The organism is Pseudomonas sp. P867 (genome assembly GCF_019891455.1).
Lineage (GTDB): Bacteria > Pseudomonadota > Gammaproteobacteria > Pseudomonadales > Pseudomonadaceae > Aquipseudomonas > Aquipseudomonas synxantha_A.
This window is the reverse complement of record NZ_JAFLXB010000005.1, coordinates 137873-160138: the sequence shown is the minus strand read 5'-3', so window position 1 is coordinate 160138 and position 22266 is coordinate 137873. Positions and strand designations below refer to the sequence as shown.

Annotated in this window: 18 protein-coding genes; 9 read left to right on the top strand and 9 right to left on the bottom strand. The window is 60.4% G+C overall.

The window, feature by feature from the left end:
* Positions 1-9: 9 nt before the first annotated feature.
* Both J1G33_RS11465 and J1G33_RS11460 read right to left on the bottom strand, forming a co-directional pair.
* Positions 10-609 carry an FMN-dependent NADH-azoreductase gene (locus tag J1G33_RS11465; protein ID WP_103733652.1) on the bottom strand — a complete coding sequence of 200 codons (600 nt, stop codon included), beginning with the start codon at positions 607-609 and terminating at the stop codon, positions 10-12.
* 151 nt (positions 610-760) lie between these two features.
* Positions 761-1075 (bottom strand): hypothetical protein, encoded by a 315-nt coding sequence (locus J1G33_RS11460; protein ID WP_032879985.1) that lies wholly within the window; start codon positions 1073-1075, stop codon positions 761-763.
* 49 nt (positions 1076-1124) lie between these two features.
* On the opposite strand from J1G33_RS11460, the gene J1G33_RS11455 reads away from it, so the two are divergent.
* The 5 genes from J1G33_RS11455 to aqpZ all read left to right on the top strand — a co-directional run bounded on the left by J1G33_RS11455 (position 1125) and on the right by aqpZ (position 6224).
* Positions 1125-2048, top strand: coding sequence for a LysR family transcriptional regulator (locus J1G33_RS11455; protein WP_005790234.1), 924 nt, complete (start codon positions 1125-1127; stop codon positions 2046-2048).
* Positions 2049-2062: 14 nt separating this feature from the next.
* The gene (locus tag J1G33_RS11450) at positions 2063-2866 is read left to right on the top strand and encodes an alpha/beta hydrolase (protein WP_103733651.1); all 804 of its coding nucleotides are present in this window, start codon (positions 2063-2065) and stop codon (positions 2864-2866) included.
* 3 nt (positions 2867-2869) lie between these two features.
* Positions 2870-3433, top strand: a complete 564-nt coding sequence (locus J1G33_RS11445) for a peptidylprolyl isomerase (RefSeq protein ID WP_032879982.1) — start codon at positions 2870-2872, stop codon at positions 3431-3433.
* Positions 3434-3515: 82 nt separating this feature from the next.
* A complete protein-coding gene (locus J1G33_RS11440; RefSeq protein WP_032879980.1) occupies positions 3516-5348 on the top strand; it encodes an ABC transporter ATP-binding protein in 1833 nt (610 codons plus the stop codon).
* A gap of 174 nt (positions 5349-5522) precedes the next feature.
* Positions 5523-6224 carry an aquaporin Z gene (aqpZ, locus tag J1G33_RS11435; RefSeq protein WP_005790241.1) on the top strand — a complete coding sequence of 234 codons (702 nt, stop codon included), beginning with the start codon at positions 5523-5525 and terminating at the stop codon, positions 6222-6224.
* Positions 6225-6342: 118 nt separating this feature from the next.
* Here aqpZ and J1G33_RS11430 read toward each other — a convergent pair whose 3' ends face one another.
* Positions 6343-7476, bottom strand: a complete 1134-nt coding sequence (locus J1G33_RS11430) for a GNAT family N-acetyltransferase (RefSeq protein WP_103733650.1) — start codon at positions 7474-7476, stop codon at positions 6343-6345.
* A 284-nt stretch (positions 7477-7760) separates the two neighbouring features.
* Here J1G33_RS11430 and J1G33_RS11425 point away from each other — a divergent pair, with 284 nt between their 5' ends.
* Entirely contained in the window at positions 7761-9083 is a 1323-nt protein-coding gene (locus J1G33_RS11425) for a putative porin (RefSeq protein WP_005790244.1), read from the top strand.
* Between the two features lie 35 nt (positions 9084-9118).
* Here the strand turns inward: J1G33_RS11425 and J1G33_RS11420 are convergent, their stop codons facing one another.
* From J1G33_RS11420 to aceK, 5 genes are all read right to left on the bottom strand, one after another.
* On the bottom strand, positions 9119-9352 hold the full coding sequence (locus J1G33_RS11420; RefSeq protein WP_223018116.1) for a zf-HC2 domain-containing protein: 234 nt from the start codon (positions 9350-9352) through the stop codon (positions 9119-9121).
* Positions 9346-9960: an RNA polymerase sigma factor gene (locus J1G33_RS11415; RefSeq protein ID WP_005790248.1), complete on the bottom strand. Its 615-nt coding sequence runs from the start codon at positions 9958-9960 to the stop codon at positions 9346-9348. The genes J1G33_RS11420 and J1G33_RS11415 overlap by 7 nt, the downstream gene beginning before the upstream one ends.
* A 123-nt stretch (positions 9961-10083) precedes the next feature.
* Entirely contained in the window at positions 10084-11205 is a 1122-nt protein-coding gene (locus J1G33_RS11410) for a beta-ketoacyl-ACP synthase III (protein WP_005790250.1), read from the bottom strand.
* Between the two features lie 252 nt (positions 11206-11457).
* Complete coding sequence (gene hrpA / locus J1G33_RS11405; protein WP_223018115.1) at positions 11458-15369, bottom strand: ATP-dependent RNA helicase HrpA; 3912 nt, start codon at positions 15367-15369, stop codon at positions 11458-11460.
* Positions 15370-15547: 178 nt separating this feature from the next.
* Positions 15548-17257, bottom strand: a complete 1710-nt coding sequence (gene aceK, locus J1G33_RS11400) for a bifunctional isocitrate dehydrogenase kinase/phosphatase (protein WP_223018114.1) — start codon at positions 17255-17257, stop codon at positions 15548-15550.
* Between the two features lie 153 nt (positions 17258-17410).
* Here aceK and J1G33_RS11395 point away from each other — a divergent pair, with 153 nt between their 5' ends.
* Positions 17411-18295: a DMT family transporter gene (locus tag J1G33_RS11395; RefSeq protein WP_032879973.1), complete on the top strand. Its 885-nt coding sequence runs from the start codon at positions 17411-17413 to the stop codon at positions 18293-18295.
* 89 nt (positions 18296-18384) lie between these two features.
* On the opposite strand, the gene J1G33_RS11390 is transcribed toward J1G33_RS11395, so the two are convergent.
* Positions 18385-19245: a DMT family transporter gene (locus J1G33_RS11390; protein ID WP_148852765.1), complete on the bottom strand. Its 861-nt coding sequence runs from the start codon at positions 19243-19245 to the stop codon at positions 18385-18387.
* A 421-nt stretch (positions 19246-19666) separates the two neighbouring features.
* On the opposite strand from J1G33_RS11390, the gene J1G33_RS11385 reads away from it, so the two are divergent.
* Positions 19667-20458 (top strand): CPBP family intramembrane glutamic endopeptidase, encoded by a 792-nt coding sequence (locus J1G33_RS11385; RefSeq protein WP_148852766.1) that lies wholly within the window; start codon positions 19667-19669, stop codon positions 20456-20458.
* 151 nt (positions 20459-20609) lie between these two features.
* Positions 20610-22175, top strand: a complete 1566-nt coding sequence (locus J1G33_RS11380; protein WP_032879969.1) for a PAS domain-containing methyl-accepting chemotaxis protein — start codon at positions 20610-20612, stop codon at positions 22173-22175.
* The last annotated feature ends 91 nt before the right edge of the window (positions 22176-22266 follow it).

The following is a 22266-nucleotide window of genomic DNA, read 5'->3' as shown; positions in this document are numbered from 1 at the left end:
ATTAACGGATCACGCCACCTGTGCGAGCAGGGCTTTGGCATGGTTGATGCCTTTTTCCTGAAAGTCGCTGCTCAGGTTCACCCCTTCGGCGTGAATGAAGGTCACGTCGTGAATGCCGATAAAGGCCATCACCTGGCGCAGGTAGGGTTCTTGGTGGTCCGAGGTGGCCCCGGTGTGAATGCCGCCACGGGCGGTCAGCACAATGGCACGTTTGCCGGTCAGCAAGCCCTGCGGCCCGGTGGCGGTGTACTTGAACGTTACGCCGGCGCGCAGGACGTGATCCAGCCAGGCTTTGAGGGTGCTGGGGATGGCGAAGTTGTACATCGGTGCAGCCATTACCAACACATCGGCGGCGAGCAATTCGTCGGTCAATGCGTTGGAACGCTCCAGGGATACCTGCTCGCTGTCGTTACGCTGATCTTCAGGTTTCATCCAGCCGCCAAGGAGGTTGGCGTCCAGGTGTGGAACCGGGTTGAGTGCCACGTCGCGCACGGTGATCTGATCGGCTGGGTGGGCAGCCCGCCATTGGCTGATGAACTGTTGCGTGAGCTGGCGAGAGATAGAATCCTGCTGGCGCGCACTGCTTTCGATGATCAGAACGTTGGACATGGCTATGTAGGCTCCATCGGTGAATGTTGTAAGTCGATGGAGAAAAGATTAACCAGGGCTCATTCGATAAAAAAGCGCAAAAAACTGCTATAACCCATCTATAAATTTGTTTATAAGCGGAGTACTCCTGTAGAAAGGCTCCGCTATCGCTTTATTTGGGGCTGCAGTCCAAGGCAATGCGCATCTTGATGATGGAGCGGTTGAACTTGACCGTGGTGTTGGTGCTTTTGCCTGCTGGCACGCTCACGGTGCGACGGCGCGGCGATTCCGGGCCGTTGGTGAAGATTACCGAACACACAGCATCCTGGGTGCCGTAGTTGTTCAGCTGAATCGAGCTGATGTCTGCGTCCACGTCGGAGGCGGTGTAATCAATGCTGACGCCATCGATCTTTTTCGTCACGTCGATAGGGTAGGCAAATACGCTCATCGGCAGCAGCGCCAGCAACACACAACACAATTTTCTCATTCGGCAGTCTCCAATAAGGACTGCCAGCTTAGGACAAGAGGAGCTCATGTTGAAAGCGCCCCGCGTTACCCTCGATCAATGGCGCACGTTGCAGGCCGTGGTTGACCATGGCGGCTTCGCCCAGGCGGCTGAAGCGCTGCACCGTTCGCAATCCTCGGTGAGCTACACCGTGGCTCGTATGCAGGATCAACTCGGCGTGCCGCTGCTGCGCATCGACGGGCGCAAGGCGGTGCTGACCGAGGCCGGTGAAGTGCTGCTGCGTCGCTCCCGGCAGTTGGTGAAGAACGCCAGTCAACTTGAGGACCTTGCCCATCATATGGAACAGGGATGGGAGGCCGAAGTGCGCCTGGTAGTGGATGCGGCCTATCCCAATGCGCGCCTGGTGCGCGCCCTGACTGCGTTTATGCCGCAAAGTCGCGGCTGCCGCGTGCGCTTGCGTGAAGAGGTGTTGTCCGGCGTCGAAGAACTGCTGATCGAAGGCGTAGCCGACCTGGCAATTTGCGGTTTCAGTATCCCCGGTTACCTGGGCACCGAAATGAGCGATGTGGAATTTATCGCCGTGGCCCACCCCGAACATGCGTTGCACCGCATGAATCGCGAGCTGAGTTTCCAGGACCTGGAAAGCCAGATGCAGGTGGTCATCCGCGACTCCGGCCGCCAGCAACCGCGCGACGTGGGTTGGCTGGGCGCCGAACAGCGCTGGACCGTCGGCAGCCTGGCTACCGCCGCCGCCTTCGTGGGCAGCGGCCTGGGCTTTGCCTGGCTGCCACGGCACATGATCGAGCGCGAACTGGCCGAAGGTGTACTCAAGCAACTGCCCCTGGAACAAGGCGGCAGCCGTCACCCGACGTTCTATCTCTACTCCAACAAAGACAAACCCCTGGGGCCGGCGACGCAGATTCTCGTGGAGCTGCTGCGCACGTTTGACACCGCTCCCCTGGACGCGCCTTTCGCCGCTCCCCGACAAGCCTGAAACGGAGTTCATCCATGGCCTGGTTCGACCACGAAGGCTGCAGCCTGCACTACGAGGAATACGGCCACGGCACGCCGCTGATCCTGATCCACGGCCTGGGCTCCAGTAGCCAGGATTGGGAGCTGCAAGTGCCGGTACTGGCTCGGCACTATCGCCTGATCGTGGTCGACGTGCGTGGGCATGGCCGCTCCGATAAGCCCCGCGAGCGCTACAGCATCCAGGGCTTCACGTTCGACCTGCTCGCCCTGATCGAGCACCTGGACCTGCCGCCCGCCCACGTTGTGGGTTTATCCATGGGCGGCATGATCGCCTTCCAACTGGCGGTGGACGACCCCGCGCGAGTCAGAAGCCTGTGCATCGTCAACAGCGCGCCCGAAGTCAAGGTGCGCAGCGCAGGTGACTATTGGCAGTGGGCCAAACGCTGGACCCTGGCCCGCGTACTCAACCTGCGCACCATCGGCAACGCCCTGGGCGAACGACTGTTTCCCAAACCTGCCCAGGCCGACCTGCGCCGCAAGATGGCCGAACGCTGGGCAAGCAACGACAAACGTGCTTATCTCGCCAGCTTCGACGCGATTGTGGGCTGGGGCGTGCAGGAACAACTTTCGCGAATTACCTGTCCAACCCTGGTCATCAGCGCCGACCACGACTACACCCCCGTGGCGCAGAAAGAAATCTATGTAAAACTGCTGCCCGATGCGCGACTGGTGGTGATCGAAGATTCCCGCCATGCCACGCCCTTGGATCAACCCGAAGTCTTTAACGCAACCTTGCTCGATTTTCTAAAGACAGTCGAAACCACTACCCAGGATCACTGACCCATGCTGAAAAAAATCGCCTTCTTTGCCGGTTCTGTTCTGTTCGCTGCCAACCTGATGGCGGCCGAACCGGCCAAGGCGCCCCACGTATTGATCTCCACCACCAATGGCGACATTGAAATCGAACTGGACCCGGTCAAGGCGCCGATCAGCACCAAGAACTTCCTCGCCTATGTCGACAAGGGTTTCTACACCAACACGATTTTCCACCGCGTGATCCCGGGCTTCATGGTCCAGGGCGGCGGGTTCACCCAGCAGATGTCGCAAAAACCGACTGAAGCACCGATCAAGAACGAAGCCAGCAATGGCCTGCATAACGTGCGCGGCACGCTGTCGATGGCCCGCACCAATGACCCGAACTCGGCCACCAGCCAGTTCTTCATCAACGTAGCCGACAATGCCTTCCTCGACCCGGGCCGCGATGCCGGTTACGCCGTGTTCGCCAAAGTGGTCAAGGGCATGGATGTGGTCGACATCATCGTCAACTCCCAGACCACCACCAAACAAGGCATGCAGAACGTGCCAATCGATCCTGTGTTGATCAAGTCGGCCAAGCGCATCGACTGAGGTCTGCAGGTAGCTTCGCGTGGTGCCCACACGGCACCGCGCGCATTTGAAAGGAGAGCCCGCCCGGCGGGCGTCAAACCCAATGCTCTATCGTCGCTTTGAACAACTGATCGATATTTTCCGCGACGCTCCCAGCGCGGCCCCTCCCGAAAAAGTCCTGCCCTTCTATCTCTATTACCTGCGCCAGGTCTGGCCCTGCTTCGCCGCACTGCTGGTGGTGGGGCTGGTCGGTGCACTTATCGAAGTGGCGCTGTTCAGCTATCTGAGCCGCATCATCGACCTGGCCCAGGGCACACCACCGGCGAATTTCTTCCAGATCCACAGCGCCGAGCTGATCTGGATGGCCGTGGTCGCCCTGCTGCTGCGCCCGGTTTTCAACGGCCTGCATGACTTGCTGGTGCACCAGACCATCAACCCAGGCATGACCAGCCTGATTCGCTGGCAGAACCACAGCTACGTGCTCAAGCAGAGCCTGAACTTTTTCCAGAACGATTTCGCCGGGCGCATCGCCCAGCGGATCATGCAAACCGGCAACTCCTTGCGTGATTCGGCAGTGGCGACGGCAGAAGCCATCTGGCACGTGTCGATCTATGCCATCAGTGCCCTGGTGCTGTTTGCCGAGGCCGATTGGCGGCTGATGATCCCGCTGATCACCTGGATCATCTGCTACAGCCTGGCCCTGCGTTACTTCGTACCGCGCGTGAAGGAGCGCTCGGTGATTTCCTCGGAGGCGCGCTCCAAATTGATGGGCCGAATTGTCGACGGCTATACCAATATCACCACCTTGAAACTGTTCGCCCATACGCAGAATGAACAGGAATACGCCAAGCAAGCGATCATCGAGCAGACCGAAAAAACCCAACTGGCCGCCCGTGTGCTCACCAGCATGGACACCGTGATCTGTATCTTGAACGGCCTGCTGATTGTGACCACCACCGGCCTGGCCCTGTGGTTGTGGACGCAGTCGCTGATTTCCGTCGGTGCGATTGCCTTGGCCACTGGCTTGGTTATCCGCATCGTCAACATGTCCGGTTGGATCATGTGGGTGGTCAATGGCATCTTCGAAAATATCGGCATCGTGCAGGACGGCCTGAAAACCATCGCCCAGCCACTGGCCGTGACCGACCGTGAAAACGCCCCGCGCCTGAAAGTCCCCAATGCCCAAGTGCACTTTGAGCAGGTGGATTTCCACTACGGCAAGAAGAGCGGGATCATTGGCGGCCTCAACCTCAACATCAAGGCCGGGGAAAAGATCGGTTTGATCGGCCCGTCCGGCGCGGGCAAGTCGACCCTGGTCAACCTGCTGCTGCGCCTCTACGACCTGCAAGGCGGCCGCATCCTGATCGACGGCCAGAACATCGCCGAAGTGGCCCAGGAAAGCCTGCGTGCACAGATCGGCATGATCACCCAGGACACATCGCTTCTGCACCGTTCGATCCGTGACAACCTGCTGTATGGCAAGCCCGACGCAACTGAGGAAGAACTCTGGGCTGCGGTGCACAAGGCTCGCGCCGATGAGTTCATCCCGCTGTTGTCGGATTCCGAGGGCCGCACCGGGCTGGACGCCCATGTCGGTGAGCGCGGGGTGAAACTCTCTGGCGGTCAACGTCAACGTATCGCCATCGCCCGCGTGCTGCTCAAGGACGCACCGATCCTGATCATGGACGAAGCCACCTCGGCATTGGACTCGGAAGTGGAAGCGGCAATCCAGGAGAGCCTGGAAACTCTGATGCAGGGCAAGACCGTGATTGCGATCGCCCACCGGTTGTCGACCATCGCACGAATGGACCGCTTGGTAGTGCTGGAGAAAGGCCAGATTGCCGAAAGCGGCAGCCATGCCGAGTTGCTGGCGCAGGGCGGGCTTTATTCGCGGTTATGGCAGCACCAGACCGGTGGATTCGTCGGAATAGACTGATTTCATTGGATAGGTGCCCGGGCAATTCCGAACAATTCTGACAGTTTTCTCTATCGAACTGGTCTTGCGACACAATCCTGCTGTACTGCAATCAGGCCCCAGGAGGGCCCTGATTTAGGCGGCAGGGAAGCTTCACAGACCGTTAATCAGATAGAGCAATCTAAGGAAGTGTTCATGTCACTGTTCAAACGTTCCGTAACGGAAGGGCTGGGTACGTTTTGGCTGGTGTTGGGCGGTTGCGGGAGTGCGGTGCTGGCCGCAGCGTTCCCCAATGTCGGAATCGGCCTGCTCGGCGTGGCCCTGGCCTTCGGGCTCACAGTGCTGACCATGGCGTTTGCCATCGGGCACATCAGCGGCTGTCACCTCAACCCGGCCGTTTCGGTGGGGCTGGTAGTGGGCGGAAGATTTCCGGCCAGAGAGTTGCCAGCCTACATCGTGTCTCAGGTGATCGGTGCCACCATCGCCGCTGCGCTGCTGTACTTTATTGCCAGCGGCAAACCCGGCTTTGAACTGGCGAGTGGCCTGGCCTCCAACGGCTATGGAGAACACTCACCCGGTGGTTACTCGATGGCAGCAGGATTGGTCTGTGAGCTGGTGATGACGGCGATGTTCGTGCTGATCATCCTGGGCGCTACCGACCGCCGTGCCCCCGCGGGCTTTGCCCCCATCGCCATTGGCCTGGGGCTGACGCTGATCCACCTGATCTCGATCCCGGTCACCAACACCTCGGTCAACCCGGCCCGCAGCACGGGGCCCGCGTTGATTGTCGGCGGCTGGGCGCTCGAACAGTTGTGGCTGTTCTGGCTTGCGCCGATCCTGGGCGCGGTGATCGGTGGCATTACGTACCGATGGTTGGGCGCAGAAAAGCCTGCCTGACCAAACCCCTCTAGGAGCGAGCTTGCTCGCGAAAAACGTCAACGATGACGCAGGCTTCCAGATGCAGCCCGCTTCGCCTAAGCGTTCTTCGCGAGCAAGCTCGCTCCTACAAGGTGTTTCACTTGCTGTCAGGTTGCCGATAAGGCAAAGCCGCCCTCGCCTCTTCGGCATACGCCAGAATCCCCACCCGTTCACGTTCAAGAAAGTCGTGCACGGCACTCTTGAGCCCCGGATGGCGCAGGTAGTGCCAGGACCGCGTGATCACCGGCTCAAACCCGCGAATCAATTTGTGCTCGCCCTGGGCCCCCGCATCGAAGCGTTGCAGGCCGTGGGCGATGGCGTAGTCCATGCCCTGGTAGAAACAGGTTTCGAAATGCAGCCGGTCGAACTCCCCCAGGCAGCCCCAGTAGCGGCCGTAGAAGCTGTCGCCACCGATCAAGCTGAACGCCATGGCCACCGGACGCGGGCCTTGCTTGGCCAGCACCACGCGGATCGCCTCGGGCATACGTTCGGCCAACAGGCTGAAAAACGCCCGCGTCAGATAGGGCGCTTGGCGGCGCACCGCATAGGTGTTGGCATAGCAGGCATAAACAAAATCCCATTGGGCCTCGCTCAATTGATGACCTTGCAGCCACTCGAACTCGATGCCCTGCCCGGCCACTTGTTCACGCTCTTTGCGCATCTGCTTGCGCTTGCGTGAACTCAAGGCATCAAGGAAGTCCTGGAAGTCGCGATAGCCACGGTTCTGCCAATGAAACTGGCAGCCCAGGCGTTGCATCCAGTCGGGCTGCCGGGCCAAGGCGTCGTCGGCCAAAGCGTCGGTGAAATTGATATGGGCGCTGGAGAGCCCTTCGATTTCCAGATAACCCGGCAAACTTTTGAGTAATTCAAAGCCGTCTTCGGCACTGGCGGCCAATAAACGCGGCCCGCTGACCGGACTGAACGGCACGGCTGTCAGCAGCTTCGGGTAGTAATCAATGCCGGCACGCTCGCAGGCGTCGGCCCAGCCATGGTCGAACACGTACTCGCCATAGGAGTGCCACTTGCGGTAACTGGGTAATGCCGCCACCAAACGCGGGCCTTCCCAGTGCAGCAGATGTTCCGGCTGCCAGCCTGTTTGCGGGCCCAGGCTGGCGCTGTCTTCCAGCGCGCTCAAAAACCCATGCCGCACAAAAGGCTGGGCCTGCGGCACCAGGGCATCCCAAGTGTGAGCAGCGATTGCGGACAGGCTGTCCAGGCGTTGCAGTGGCATCGACATCCTCATTGTTTCGCGGCATGAAAGCCTGGGCAGTATCGCTTATCGCAGCCTGGCGTACATCTGCAAAACGCGCCGACAGAACGCCCAAGCGTTAGTTCCTTCCCGTTACAAGCTGTCATCTACATGAAATCACTTAGCCACTACTCCGTCATAAACGGCCGCGATACTGACGCCAGTTTTTAGAGCGTCCGGATCTACCGGGCGACATTTTTTCCGTCCGTCATGGGTCGGTTGTGTCCTGGATGGTTTGCCATCCCTCCTCACTTTCGGAGATTGATATGCGTCTTGCTTCCACTAAAACTGCGGCGCTCCTGTGTGGCGGCCTGTTGCTGGCCCTGAGCGTACCGGCCAGCGCTGCAGTCGACGCTAAATTGCTCGACATGCTCAAGGCCAACGGCCAGATCACCGCGTCGCAGTACACAGAACTGCAAGCGGAACTGGCCAAGGACCAGAAAGAACAGCAGATCGCACGCCAAGCTCAGCAAGAGACCAACGAGCAGATCGCAGCCACTGCGAAAAAAACCAACGAGCTGAGCAGCTTCGACCAAAAGCTGGCCTGGGCCGCCAAGACTCAATTCAAGGGTGATGTACGCTTCCGCCAGGAAACCATCAAGATCGATGGCGAACCCAACAACGGTGGGCGTGACAAAGACCGTCAACGTATCCGCGCCCGCCTGGGTGCCTACACCGAAATCAACCCGCAGGTGGACACCGGTATCCGTATCGCCACCGGCGGTGGTGACGATGCGCGTTCTACCAACCAGGATCAGGACGGCTACTTCGATAAAAAATCGATCTGGCTGGACCTCGGTTACATCGACTACCACCCGGACCAGATCAAGAACCTGCACGTGATCGGCGGCAAGATGCTTCAGCCTTGGGTAAACATGGGCGACGTGATCTGGGATAGCGATATCAACCCTGAAGGCCTGGCCGTCACCTACAAATACCCACTGGGCAGCAGCGCCGAACTGTTCGGCAGCCTGGGTAACTACAACCTCAAGGACAACGTCGACGGCGACGGCGTGCAGTTCCGCCACGACCTGCGCCTGACGTCCGGCCAGTTGGGTACGCGTTTCTCGGTCACCGACAACCTGAAAATGACCCTGGGCGGCAGCGTCTACGCCTACAAAAATGACGAGGACAGCCGCTGCACAACCACCACCACGCCTTGCGCGTTGGCGGTCAACGGCAACTCAGCCAACAACGAGTTCCGCCTGTACGAAGGCTTTGCCCAGGCAGACATCGGCGGCTTGGCAGTGCCACTGTCGTTCTACGGCCAATACGTGAAAAACAACGATGCCGTGACCGACCAGGACACCGCGTGGTTGCTGGGTGCCAAGTCCAAGGTGTTCGGTTTCAACCTGGACTACAACTACCGCGATGTTCAGCGTAATGCCGTCGTAGGCGCGTTCACCGATTCGGACTTCGCCAACGGTACCACCGGTTCGCGCGGCCACAAGATGAAGGTCAGCTACGACATCGACAAGAACTTCGCCCTGGGCGCCACCTACTTCCTGACCAAGGCGGACTACGCCAGCCGTACCCAGCGGGATGCCAACACCAACACCCTGCAGCTGGATGCTGAAGCCAAGTTCTAACCGTTACTGTAGGAGCGAGCTTGGTGAGCTCGCTCTTACATATCCTTACGGCGCTCGGCTGCCATCTGTTCAGCCAGCGCATCAGCACCGTCCACCGGCTCCTGCGGCATACGCTTGAGCGTCGCCTGCAACAGGCGCATCTGCCGGATAAATCGTCGGCAGTTCGGGCAGAACATCAAGTGATGACGCACCATCAGACGTTCACGGAAGGTCAATTGAGCATCCAGATAGTCACTGGAGCGCGCTACTTGCTCTTTACAGGTCAACATTCGCCCGTCTCCTCAAAATGCTCCACCGTAGCAAAGACTTTAAGCCGTGCTCGATGCAGGAGCACACGAACGTTGGAGAGCGAAAGGCTCAGAAGATTACAGATTTCCTCCAGTTCCAGACCCTGGCGTTCACGCAACACCAGCACGCTGCTTTGCAGTTCGGACAAACTCAGAATCGTATGCTCCAGGCATTTGCGCAGTTCATCTTCGGTCAGCAGCGCTTCAGGGGTGTCCTGGTGCCAGGCATACGGGGCGACGGCCCAATGGCCATCATCCGGGCTGAAGCGATCATCACCAATGGTGCCGTGGGGCGAAGGCAAATCGTCGAGCAGCACTTCCCGACGATTCTGCTTGTAACGTCCCTTGGCGGCGTTGGCGGTAATGGTCAATAACCATGTCTTGAGGCTCGATCGCCCTTCGAATCTGGCCAGGTTGCGTACGACCGAAACCCAGGCGTCTTGCACGATTTCGTCGGCGTGGCGCTGACCGACGATGGCGTAGGCCACCGCCCGCATTGCGCTCTGGTAAGTGGTGACCAATTCCTTGTAGGCCCGCTGCTCACCCTTGAGCAGGCGTTCAAGCAGGTGCGCGTCGTCCGCTGCTGCCATTCAAACCTCTATTTAAAAGTGCACACCCGGTCCTGTGGGAGCTGGCTTGCCTGCGATGCAGACACCTCGGTGTATCAGTCACACCACAGTGATGCCATCGCACGCAAGCCAGCCCCCACACAATCAGCGTTTGCGCAGGATCACACTGCCAATCGAATACCCGGCGCCAAAGGAGCTGAGTACGGCAACCGAGCCCTTGGGCAAGTCATCCTGGTAAGTGTGAAACGCAATCACCGAGCCGGCCGAGCTGGTATTGGCGTAAGTATCGAGGATCACTGGCGCTTCTTCCACCGACGCGTCGCGCCCCAGCAGCTTTTTCACGATCAGGTGGTTCATGCTCAGGTTGGCCTGGTGCAGCCAGAAGCGCTTCACATCGGTCACACTCAACTGATTTTCCGCCAGGTGCGCGCCGATCAATTCGGCCACCATCGGGCAGACATCGCGAAACACCTTGCGGCCTTCCTGCACGAACAGCTTGTCGGGGGCACCGACACCTTCTTCCGCCGTGCGATTGAGGAAGCCGAAATTGTTGCGGATGTTGTTGGAGAACTTGGTCAGCAGCTTTGTACTCACCACATCGAACTGGTGCTCGGACGTCGCCAGGTCAGCGCGTTCCAGGATCACCGCAGTGGCGGCGTCACCGAAGATGAAGTGGCTGTCGCGATCGCGGAAGTTCAGGTGGCCGGTGCAGACTTCCGGGTTGACCATCAGGATCGCCCGGGCCTGGCCCAACTGGATGCTGTTGGCCGCGTTCTGGATGCCGAAGGTGGCCGAAGAACACGCCACGTTCATGTCAAAACCGAAGCCCTGGATACCCAAGGCTTCCTGGACTTCAATGGCAATCGCCGGGTAGGCACGTTGCAGGTTGGAACAGGCAACGATCACGCCATCAATGTCGGCGGCGGTCTTGCCGGCGCGTTGCAGGGCTTGTTCGGCGGCACCGACCGCCATCTGGCAGAGCACCGACCATTCGTCGTTGCTACGCTCGGGCAGGCGTGGCGCCATGCGCTGCGGATCGAGGATGCCGTCCTTGTCCATCACAAAACGGCTCTTGATGCCGGATGCCTTTTCGATGAATGCCGCGCTCGACTCCGTCAGCGCCTGCACCTCGCCACGCTCGATGGCGGCGGCGTTGTCTGCGTTGAACTGTTGCACATAGGCATTGAAAGACTGCACCAGCTCTTCGTTGGAGATGCTGTTGGCCGGGGTGTACAGGCCAGTGCCGCTGATGACGACGTTATGCACGGTCGTTCCTCTAAATCTGTCAGGCAGAAGATATTGGTACCGTCGTACCAAACTTAAAGTCGTTTGATTCCGTCCAGCAGGCATCAAACTGGCGACGCTTTATTCAATCTTGTAACCGCGAAGTTTGCCACAACCCTGGAGATTTGGCGCTATAGGCCAGACAAACACCTTGAATGTGGGAGGGGCGGTGCGACGATTCGACTTGCTCCCTCCCACATTTGGCCCTGCCCGGATCGGGAAACCGGGAAAGGTTCAGGGCTCTACCTGGCTCCACTGCTTGCTCAAGCGTTTATCGGAAATCGGTACCTTGGTGCCCAACTGCTGGGCAAACAACGACACCCGGTATTCCTCCAGCCACCAGCGGTAAAGCTCCAACTGTGGGTCACGCTTGCCTTCCTGGGCGTGTTTGTTTAAGCGGTTCTGGTATTGAGCCCACAGGCCGCCCAATTCGCTGCTCCACACGCGGTCCTTTTGCACCTGGCTCGGCAGTTTTTCCAGGCGCAGTTCAATAGCCTTGAGATAGCGCGGCAGCTCCTTGAACCATTGCGCCGGGGTTTCGCGCACAAAACCTGGGTACACCAGGTTGCTCAGTTGCTGCTTGATATCATTCAAGGCCACCGCCTGGGCCAGGTCGATCTTGCCTTTGAAGCGCTTTTGCAGACCGTGCCAGAGTTTCAGCACCTCCAGGGTCAGGCGTGCCAGGCGCTCGGCGTGTTCGGTCCAACCGCCACGCTTGCGCTCGGCCAGGGCAGCCAGGCCCGCGCCATCACGCGGCAGGCTTTCTTCGCCCTCAAGTACACAGGTGTCGAGGCTGGCCAGCAGAATGTCTTCCACCAACGCGTCGATACGCCCCAGTTCGCGGTACATCAAGCCCAGCTCGGTCAGGCCCGGCAATTTGCCGCGCAGGAATTTCGCCGGTTCCGCCAGTTGTTGCATCAGCAGGCGCTGCAACGCGCGGCGATGCTGGAACTCGGCTTCGGCGGCGGTGGAGAAACGCCCTTCCTTGACCGTGCCGTTCTCTTCCACCAGCGCCGGGTACACCGTCATCGACAGGCCGGCGATGTTTTGCTGGGTCTTTTCAGCCACCGCCGCGAACACCTTGGCTTCTACCGGCTGTTGGCTTTTCGCGGTTTGCGGTACGGCCAACGCGGCCTGGCTGGCCTCTGCAAAACGTGCGGTCAGTTCGGCCAGGTCGCGACCTTCGCCAAGGAACTTGCCTTGGCCGTCGACCACTTCCAGGTTCATCTTCAGGTGGCTTTCTACCTGCTGCGCCGCTTCAGCCCAGGCTTCATCGCTGACCCGCGCACCGGTCATGCGCAGCAACTCGCGCCCCAGCGCCTGGGGCAGCGAGCCCTGGCCGAATTCGATGCGTTGCAGCGCCGCCTTGACGAAGTCCGGCACCGGCACGAAGTTCTTGCGCAATGCCTTGGGCAGGTTGCGTACCAACGCGATGCATTTGGCTTCGATCACGCCCGGCACCAGCCACTCCAGGCGCTCGGCCGGCAACGCCGGCAGCAACGGCGCAGGTACACGCAGGGTGACGCCATCGCGAGGGTGGTTGGGTTCGAAGTGGTAGCTCAAGGCCAACGCCAGGTCACCCAGGTGCAAGGTGTCCGGATAATGCGCAGCGGTAACCTCACTGGCCTCGCGGGCCAGCACATCTTCTTCGCGCATGATCAGCAGTTGCGGGTCTTTCTGGCTGTTGACCTTGTACCAGCTGTCGAACGTGGCGGTCTGGTGAATCTCCGCTGGCAGGCGCGCATCGTAGAACGCGTAGAGGGTTTCTTCGTCGGCGAGGATGTCGCGGCGGCGTGCCTTTGCCTCCAGTTCGTCGAGCTGCTCCAGCAATAGCTGGTTGGCCGCCAGGCACTTGGCACGGGATTGAATCTCACCGCGCACCAGGCCCTCACGAATAAACAACTCGCGAGACACCACCGGGTCAATCGGCCCGTAATGCACCGGCCGACGCCCGACCACAATCAGCCCGAAGAGGGTGATCTGCTCAAACGCCACCACCTGGCCGCGCTTCTTCTCCCAATGGGGTTCGAAGTGGTTTTTCTTGATCAGGTGCCCGGCCAGCGGCTCGATCCAGTCGGCGTCGATCTTCGCCACCATGCGCGCATAGAGCTTGGTGGTTTCCACCAGTTCGGCGGTCATCAGCCATTGCGGGCGCTTCTTGCCGATGCCGGACGAGGGATGGATCCAGAAACGCCGCTGCCGCGCACCGAGGTAATCGCCGTCTTCGGTCTTCTGGCCGATCTGGCTGAGCAGGCCGGACAGCACCGCCTTGTGCAGTTTGGGGAAGTCCGCCGGCTCTTTATTGATGTTCAGCTGCATGTCGCGGCAGATCAGGCTCAACTGGCGATGGGAGTCGCGCCACTCGCGCAGGCGCAGGTAGTTGAGGAAGTTCTTGCGACACCAGTTGCGCAGCGGGCTGGCGGTCAGTTCCTGGCGCTGCTCTTCAAAGCCACGCCACAGGTTGACCAGCCCGGCGAAGTCCGAATCCGGATCCTTCCACTGAGCGTGGGCCTGGTCGGCGGCCTGTTGACGCTCCGGTGGGCGCTCGCGCGGGTCCTGGATAGACATGGCGCTGGCCACGATCAGCACTTCCTGCAAGCTGCCCAGCTTGGCCGCTTCGAGCAACATGCGGCCCATGCGCGGGTCCACCGGCAAGCGTGCAAGCTGGCGGCCCAACGGCGTGAGTTGGCTGTTACGGTCCACCGCCGAGAGTTCCTGCAGCAGGTTGAAACCGTCGCTGATCGCCTTGCCATCTGGCGGTTCGATAAACGGGAAATCGGTGATTTCGCCCAGGCGCAGGTGCAGCATCTGCAGGATCACGGCGGCGAGGTTGGTACGCAGGATTTCCGGGTCGGTGAATTCCGGGCGCCCGATAAAATCTTCTTCGCTGTACAGGCGCACGCAAATGCCCGGCTCAACCCGGCCGCAACGGCCTTTACGCTGGTTGGCGCTGGCCTGGGAGATCGCCTCGATCGGCAGGCGCTGCACCTTGGCGCGGTAGCTGTAGCGGCTGATGCGCGCCGTGCCGCTGTCGATCACATAGCGAATGCCCGGCACCGTCAGCGAGGTTTCCGCAACGTTGGTCGCCAGTACCACGCGCCGGCCTGGGTGGGATTGGAAAATGCGCTGTTGCTCGGCCGGTGACAGCCGTGCGTACAACGGCAAAATCTCGGTGTGCTTGAGCTGGGCCTTGCGCAGCATGTCGGCGGCATCACGAATCTCGCGCTCTCCGGGCAGAAACACCAGCACATCGCCGGGGTTGCGTCGCTCGCTGCGCTCATAGGCGGCGATTTCATCGAGGGTGGCGAGGATCGCCTGGTCGACGGTCAAGTCATCCTCGACGCGGTTGCCCTCTTCGTCCTGCTCCAGGGTCAATGGGCGATACCAGGTGTCCACCGGGAAAGTACGGCCCGAGACCTCGACAATCGGCGCATCGTCGAAGTGCTTGGAAAAGCGCTCCAGGTCGATGGTCGCCGAGGTGATGATGACTTTCAGGTCAGGGCGACGCGGCAGCAGGGTCTTGAGGTAGCCGAGCAGGAAGTCGATGTTCAGGCTGCGTTCATGGGCTTCGTCGACGATGATCGTGTCGTAGCGTTCCAGATAACGGTCGTTCTGGGTTTCGGCCAGCAGGATGCCGTCGGTCATCAGTTTGATCAGGGTGTTGGAATCACTCTGGTCTTCGAAACGCACCTGATAGCCGACCAAGGCGCCCAATGGCGTGGCCAGCTCTTCAGCGACACGGCTGGCGACGCTGCGCGCTGCGATCCGGCGCGGCTGGGTGTGGCCGATCAGGCCGTACTGGCCGCGGCCGATTTCCAGGCAGATTTTCGGCAACTGGGTGGTCTTGCCCGAGCCGGTCTCGCCGGCAATGATCAACACCTGGTGTTTGAGCAGCGCGTCCTTGATCTCATCGCGCTTGGCGGCAATCGGCAGGCTGTCGTCGTAGCGAATCACCGGCAGGCTGGCGCGCCGCGCCGTGACCTGGGCACAGGATGCCTGCATCCGCGCCACCCACTGCGCCAGCTTGTCCTCATCGGGTTTCTTGCGCAGCTCAAGCAACTGCCGGCGCAAGCGGTGGCGGTCGGCGAGCATGGCGTGATCGAGGGTTTTGAGCAGTTGGTCGATGGTGGGTGCTTGGTCAGTCATCAGCTACTTCGACGGTCATCTATGTTATGCGCGGCCGGCAAGTGTGGCAGAAAATCGACTTATCTGGCAGGTCAAACATGTGGGAGGGGGCTTGCTCCCGATGAAGGTGGGTCAGCCAATGAAGGTGTTGACTGATTCACCGTCATCGGGAGCAAGCCCCCTCCCACAAGAGAAAGCGTTATAGCGGGTCTTTTCGGCGATAGGGGAATACGTCGATAACCTTGCCGGCGCGAATCGCGTCCTGCAGGCCCTTCCAGTAATCGGCGTTGTACAGCTCGCCATGCAGCTCGTCGAACAACTTGCGCTGGCCGGCGTCGGCAAACAGGAACGGCGGGAACTCTTCGGGGAATACGTCCAGCGGGCCGATGGAGTACCAGGGCTCTGAGGCCATTTCGTCCTCGGGGGTGCGCGGTGCGGGAATATGGCGGAAGTTGGCTTCGGTCAGAAAGCAGATTTCATCGTAGTCGTAGAACACCACGCGGCCATGACGGGTGACGCCGAAGTTTTTCAGCAGCATGTCGCCAGGGAAGATATTCGCCGCCGCCAGTTGCTTGATTGCCAGGCCGTAGTCTTCCAGGGCTTCGCGCACCTGGGCGGGGTTGGCGTTGTCGAGGTAGAGGTTGAGCGGGGTCATGCGCCGCTCGGTCCAGCAGTGGCGGATCAGCACGCTGTCGCCTTCCACTTCGACCGTGCCGGCCGCGACTTCCAGCAGCTCGGCCAGGCACTCGGGCTCGAACTTGCTCAAGGGGAAACGAAAGTCGGCGAATTCCTGGGTGTCAGCCATGCGCCCTACCCGGTCGACACTCTTAACCAGCCGGTACTTCTCGATCACCGTGGCGCGGTTGACGTTTTTCGACGGTGAAAAACGGTCCTTGATGATCTTGAACACGGTGTTGAAGCCCGGCAGCGTGAACACGCTCATGACCATGCCGCGCACGCCGGGGGCCATGATGAACTGATCGTCGGTGGTGGCCAGGTGGTTGATGAGTGCGCGGTAGAATTCGGACTTGCCGTGCTTGTAGAAACCAATGGAGGTGTACAGCTCGGCAATGTGCTTGCCCGGCAGGATGCGCTTGAGAAAACCGATGAATTCGGCAGGCACCGGTACGTCGACCATGAAATAGGAGCGGGTGAACGAAAAGATGATCGACACGTCGGCTTCGTCGGTGATCAACGCATCGATCTGGATGCCGCGCCCTTCGCGGTGCAGCAACGGGATGACCAACGGCCACTGTTCGTCGCGGGTATAAATGCGCCCTACGAGATAGGCGCCTTTGTTGCGGTAGAGCACGGAGGAAAACAGCTCGACCTTGAGGTCCGGGTCCTTGCACACCCAATCCGGCAGGTTTTCCCGCAGCTGGGCTTCGAGGCGACGCAGGTCGGCAGGAAGGTCGGCGTAAGGCTCGCTGAAGCTGTAGTCAGAGAAAATCTGCGCCAGCATGTCTGATATTTTACCGGCCGGCGTGTAGACCCGGGTTTGCGCCGCCCGCGCCCGGCGCAGGCTCGGCCGGGTGGTGTGGATGAACATGCAGCCGTCGCTGATCAGGTCATGGCTGAACAGGCCGCAGAAGATCGAGTTGTACCAGGTCTCGGACAACTCATCGTCAAAGCGCAGGTCGATCAGGCCGATATACGCGCTTTTCACCAAGGGCCACAGCTCGATGTCCTGCAGCGCACCCGCTTCGAAACCGGCGCACAGGCGGGCAGTGACCTCGGCAACTTTCTCTTCATACAGGTTGATGCGTGCCGCAGACGCCGCCTGCCCTTGCTGCCACTGGGCCTTCTCGAAACGCTCGCGGGCCCCATCGGTGATCTGGCGAAAGTGCTCACGGTAATCGTCGAAACCGTCGAGGATCATCCGGGCGATAGCGAGGGCGGGCTGCGACATGCGGGAAACCTCGAACGGGTAGCGGGAAGCTCAGAGCTTAGCCAGTGGACGCTGGCAGGAGAAGGAGGATTTTTAAGGGGCCGTCGTAGTTAGCGATTGTGTCGGCCTGAGCACTGGGCAACACTCCCCGCCTGATTGGCGTAGGAGTTTTCCGTGAGACCTGTTGACACCCTCTACTTGCTGGGACTGGCTGCCATCTGGGGCGCGAGTTTCCTGTTCATGCGCATCATTGCGCCGGAAATCGGCACAGTGCCGACTGCGTTTTTCCGCGTGTCGATTGCCGCCGCCGGGTTGCTGGTGATCCTGGCGATGCTGCGCGTGAGCTGGGATTTCCAGGGCAAGTTCAAGACCGTTTTGCTGTTGGGGGTGATCAACTCCGGAATTCCGGCGACCATGTATTCAGTGGCAGCGCAAGTACTGCCGGCGGGTTATTCGGCGATTTTCAACGCCACCACGCCGCTGATGGGCGTGCTGATTGGCGGGTTGTTTTTCAGCGAGCGCCTGACACCGTCGAAAATAGCGGGCGTTGCCTTGGGGCTGTTTGGCGTCGCCGTGCTCACGCGTGCGGGGCCAGTGGCCTTTGATTTGCAATTGTTGATGGGCGCGTTGGCGTGCCTGCTGGCGACCACCTGCTACGGTTTTGCCGGTTTCCTGGCACGACGCTGGCTGGATCAGCGCGGCGGGCTGGACAGTCGCCTGTCGGCCTTGGGCAGTATGCTCGGCGCTACCTTGTTTCTATTGCCGCTCTTTGCCTACAGCGCCATCAGCCATCCACCGGCAAGTTGGGGCGGCTGGCAGGTGTGGGCGTCGCTGCTGGGCCTGGGGCTGGTGTGTACGGCGTTCGCCTACATTTTGTACTTCCGCCTGCTGTCATCCATTGGCCCGGTCAAGTCGATGACCGTGACCTTTATGATTCCGCCGTTCGGCGTGCTGTGGGGGGCGTTGCTGCTGGATGAGCCGCTGTCCATGGCTCACCTGTATGGCGGGGTGCTGATTGCCGGGGCGTTGTGGTTGGTGCTGCGCCCGCAAAAACTATAGGAGCGCCCCCCTGCTCCTGGGGGTGCTTCGCCCCCCCAGCGCAAGCAAGCTTGCTCGCCACAGCAAGCTTGCTCCTACAGGGATAGGTTTTAGTTTTTACGGAATACAAACACCAAACCGACGATGATCAACGCCATGCCCAACAGGCTCAACAGCGCCAGGCGGTTGCCGAAGATCAGGTAGTCCATCACCGCGGTCACCGCCGGCACCAGGTAGAACAGGCTGGTGACATTCACTAGGTTGCCCCGGGCAATCAGGCGATACAGCAACAGCGTCGCCAGCACTGACACCACCAGCCCCATCCACAACACTGGCAGGTAAAAGCCCGCGCTGTGTTCAAAGTGGAACGGCTGGAAGGGAACGAACACCGCACACAACAGCATCCCGGCCAGGTATTGCAACGGCAACGTGCCCAAGGGGTTGTCGGTGATGCGCTTTTGCATGATCGAGCCAAACGTCATGCTCGCCAGCGCCAGCAGCCCGAACAGCATCCCGGCCAGGGACATGCCCGCCAGCCCGATGCCCTGGTACACCACCATGATCAACCCGGCCAGGCCCAACCCCAGGCCGAACAGCCGGCGTAACGAGCGCTGACGCTCCATCAGCACCACGGTGAGGATCGGCTGGACGCCCATGATGGTCGCCATCACCCCGGGGGTGACTTTGAGGTCCAGGGCCAGCAGATAGAAAATCTGGTAGGCCCCCAACAACACCAGGCCCGTCGCCGCCGCATACAGCATGGGCTTGCCGGGACGTGGCAGCTTCAACTTGAGGATCGGCACCAGCACCACCAACCCCACTAGGGCGATGGCAAAGCGGATCAGCAGAAAGGCAAAGGGCGAAGCATGGGCCAGGCCCAACTTGGAGAAGATCGCCCCGCTGCTCCACAGCAAGACAAACAAGCTCGTCGAGGCCGCCGCGGCCACGGATTGTTTCGAAAGAACAGACATGAGTTACCACCTGTTATCAGGCAAAAAAGCCGATTCAGTAAGGACTGAATTTCAGTAGGTTTTTTTCAGGCAGGCACAGGGGAACAGCAAACAGCTGATCAGCCCGAAATGCCAACGCCCGGCGGTGATACGACTGCATACACCGGCGTGCTACTGACAGGTGGGGGGTAGTGACTGATCTGCGCAGGCTGCTTTGCGCCGCACGGCACGACCACAGCGTTGACCGCTGAATCGACTACCGCTATGCGCTGGGAAGCTGGCATGTGCTGATCTTTTTGAAGGGAGAAAGACGCGACGACTATAACCAGCCGCAAACATACTTTGCAATCCTTTCCCCCTTACCTTGTACGTAGAGGCGTTTTCATGCCCCCGAACCAGACCTCTCGCTATAATGCCGCCCGGTTTTTGTTAAGGATTTCACATGATTGCTCTGCCCTGGCTGTACCTCACACTACTTTGCATTGGCTATGTCACGGCCTTGATCTACGGCCAACTGGGCATACTGGCGGCGGTGTCAGTGGCGCTGTTGCTGGTGGCCAGCTACGCCGTACGCCAGCAACGCACTCCTTGGGCACGCTACCTGGGCCACGGCTTGTTTATCGTCCTGGCCCTGGGGCTAGCGATGCACTGGCTGCCGGGTTTCTACAATGGCCGAGGTATTGCACCCCAGCGTTTTACCCCGGACTCAGTGCCCTTCTCGATGTACCTGAACCAGGACAAACCCCTGATCGGCTTCTGGCTGTTGCTGGCGTGCCCATGGATTGTGGCGCGACGCTCATTGCGCCTGTCGATCTGCGTCACCGCTTTGGCACTGACCCTGACCGCCATCGCTGCCCTGGGTGGCGCGGCCCTGATGGGGATGATCAGTTGGGCCCCCAAATGGCCGGACCAGGCATGGCTGTGGGTACTCAATAACCTGCTGCTGGTGACGCTGGTGGAAGAAGCGCTGTTTCGTGGCTATGTTCAGGGCGGCCTGAGCCAGCGCTTCAAACACCTGCCCTACGGCGAGAACCTCGCGCTGCTGCTGGCTTCGCTGTTATTCGGCCTGGCGCATTTTGGTGCGGGTTGGCAATGGGTAATGCTGGCGAGTATTGCCGGGGTCGGTTACGGCCTGGCGTATCGCTTTGGCGGGCTCGGCGCAGCGATTGCCACGCACTTTGGCTTGAATCTGCTGCACTTCGGGCTGTTCACCTACCCGATGCTGGCCGGCTGAGCCTTTCTTGCTGTAGGAGCGAGTTGTTGTGGCGAGGGAGCTTGCTCCCTCACCACAGCCAGCCCACTGCTCCCAGGATTGTTGCAAAAATAAGTTAAATAAATGCCCGCCATGGCCGATACCCCCTGAAAGCCTTGCGGATTGAACAATCATGCGTAATAACCAACCCGTTACCCAGCGCGAACGTACCTTCCCCGCTCAGCAACGGTTGATCTCCACCACAGATGCCAAGGGTGTCATTACCTACTGCAACGACGCGTTTGTCGAAATCAGTGGGTTCACCCGCGACGAACTGATCCGTGCCCCGCACAACCTGGTGCGCCACCCGGATGTGCCCTCGGCCGTGTTCGCGCACATGTGGTCCACGCTCAAACAAGGCTTGCCATGGATGGGCATTGTCAAGAATCGCTGCAAGACCGGTGACCATTACTGGGTTAACGCCTATGTGACTCCGGTGTTCGACGGCAACCAGGTGATCGGCTACGAATCGGTGCGCATCAAGCCCACCGCCGAGCAGATCCGCCGGGCCGAGGCGCTCTATCAACGCATCAACCAGGGCAAGTCGGCCATCCCCCAGCGCGACAAATGGCTGCCGGTGCTACAGGACTGGCTGCCGTTTATCCTGGTCAGCCAACTGAGCTTCATGATCGGCGCCACCCTGACCTCCCAGTGGGGCTTTGCCCTGGCTGCGGCGCTATCGGTGCCGTTGGGCCTGCTGGGCCTGAGCTGGCAGCAGCGCGGCCTCAAGCGCTTGCTGCGCCTGGCCGAGCAGACCACCTCCGATCCGTTGATCGCGCAGATGTACACCGACAGCCGTGGCGCCCAGGCCCGACTGGAAATGTCGATCCTCAGCCAGGAAGCGCGCCTGAAGACCTGCCTGACCCGTCTGCAGGACACCGCCGAGCACCTCAACGACCAAGCGGCGCAGTCCAACACCCTGGCGCACAGCAGCTCCAGCGGCCTGGAACGTCAGCGCGTGGAAACCGAACAGGTGGCCACCGCCGTCAACCAGATGGCCGCGACCACCCAGGAAGTCGCCAGCCATGTGCAGCGCACCGCCGATGCCACCCAGGAAGCCAACCGCCTGACCGGTCGCGGCCGAGATATCGCCGGGGAAACCCGCGAGGCGATCCAGCGACTGTCGGTGGCCGTGGGCGAGACGGGCGTGACCGTCACCCAACTGGCCAAGGACAGCGATGAAATCGGCGGCGTGGTCGATGTGATCAAAGGCATCGCCGACCAGACCAACCTGCTGGCGCTCAATGCCGCTATCGAAGCCGCGCGTGCCGGTGAGATGGGCCGTGGATTTGCGGTGGTCGCCGATGAAGTGCGCCAACTGGCGCAGCGTACGGCCGAATCCACCGGGCAGATCCATACCCTGATCGCCAAGCTGCAACACACGGCGGCTGCGGCTGTGCAAACCATGGACGCCGGGCATCGCCAGGCTGAAGAGGGTGTAGCGCGGGTGATGGAAGCGGATCAGGCGTTGGTGGGCATCAGTGAGGCGGTGGCCAATATCACCGACATGACCACCCAGATTGCCGCTGCTACCGAAGAGCAAAGCGCCGTGGCCGAGGAGATCAGCCGCAATATCAGCACCATCGCGCTGTTGGCAGATCAGACTTCAGAGCAGGCGATGAACTCGGCGCAGTTGAGTGAGGAGTTGACGCATACCGCCAATACCCAGTACTCGCTGGTGGAGCGTTTTAACCGATAAACCGCTATCGCAGGCAAGCCAGCTCCCACACTGGACGGTATTCACCGATAGAAATAGGTGAACCCAGTCCAATGTGGGAGCTGGCTTGCCC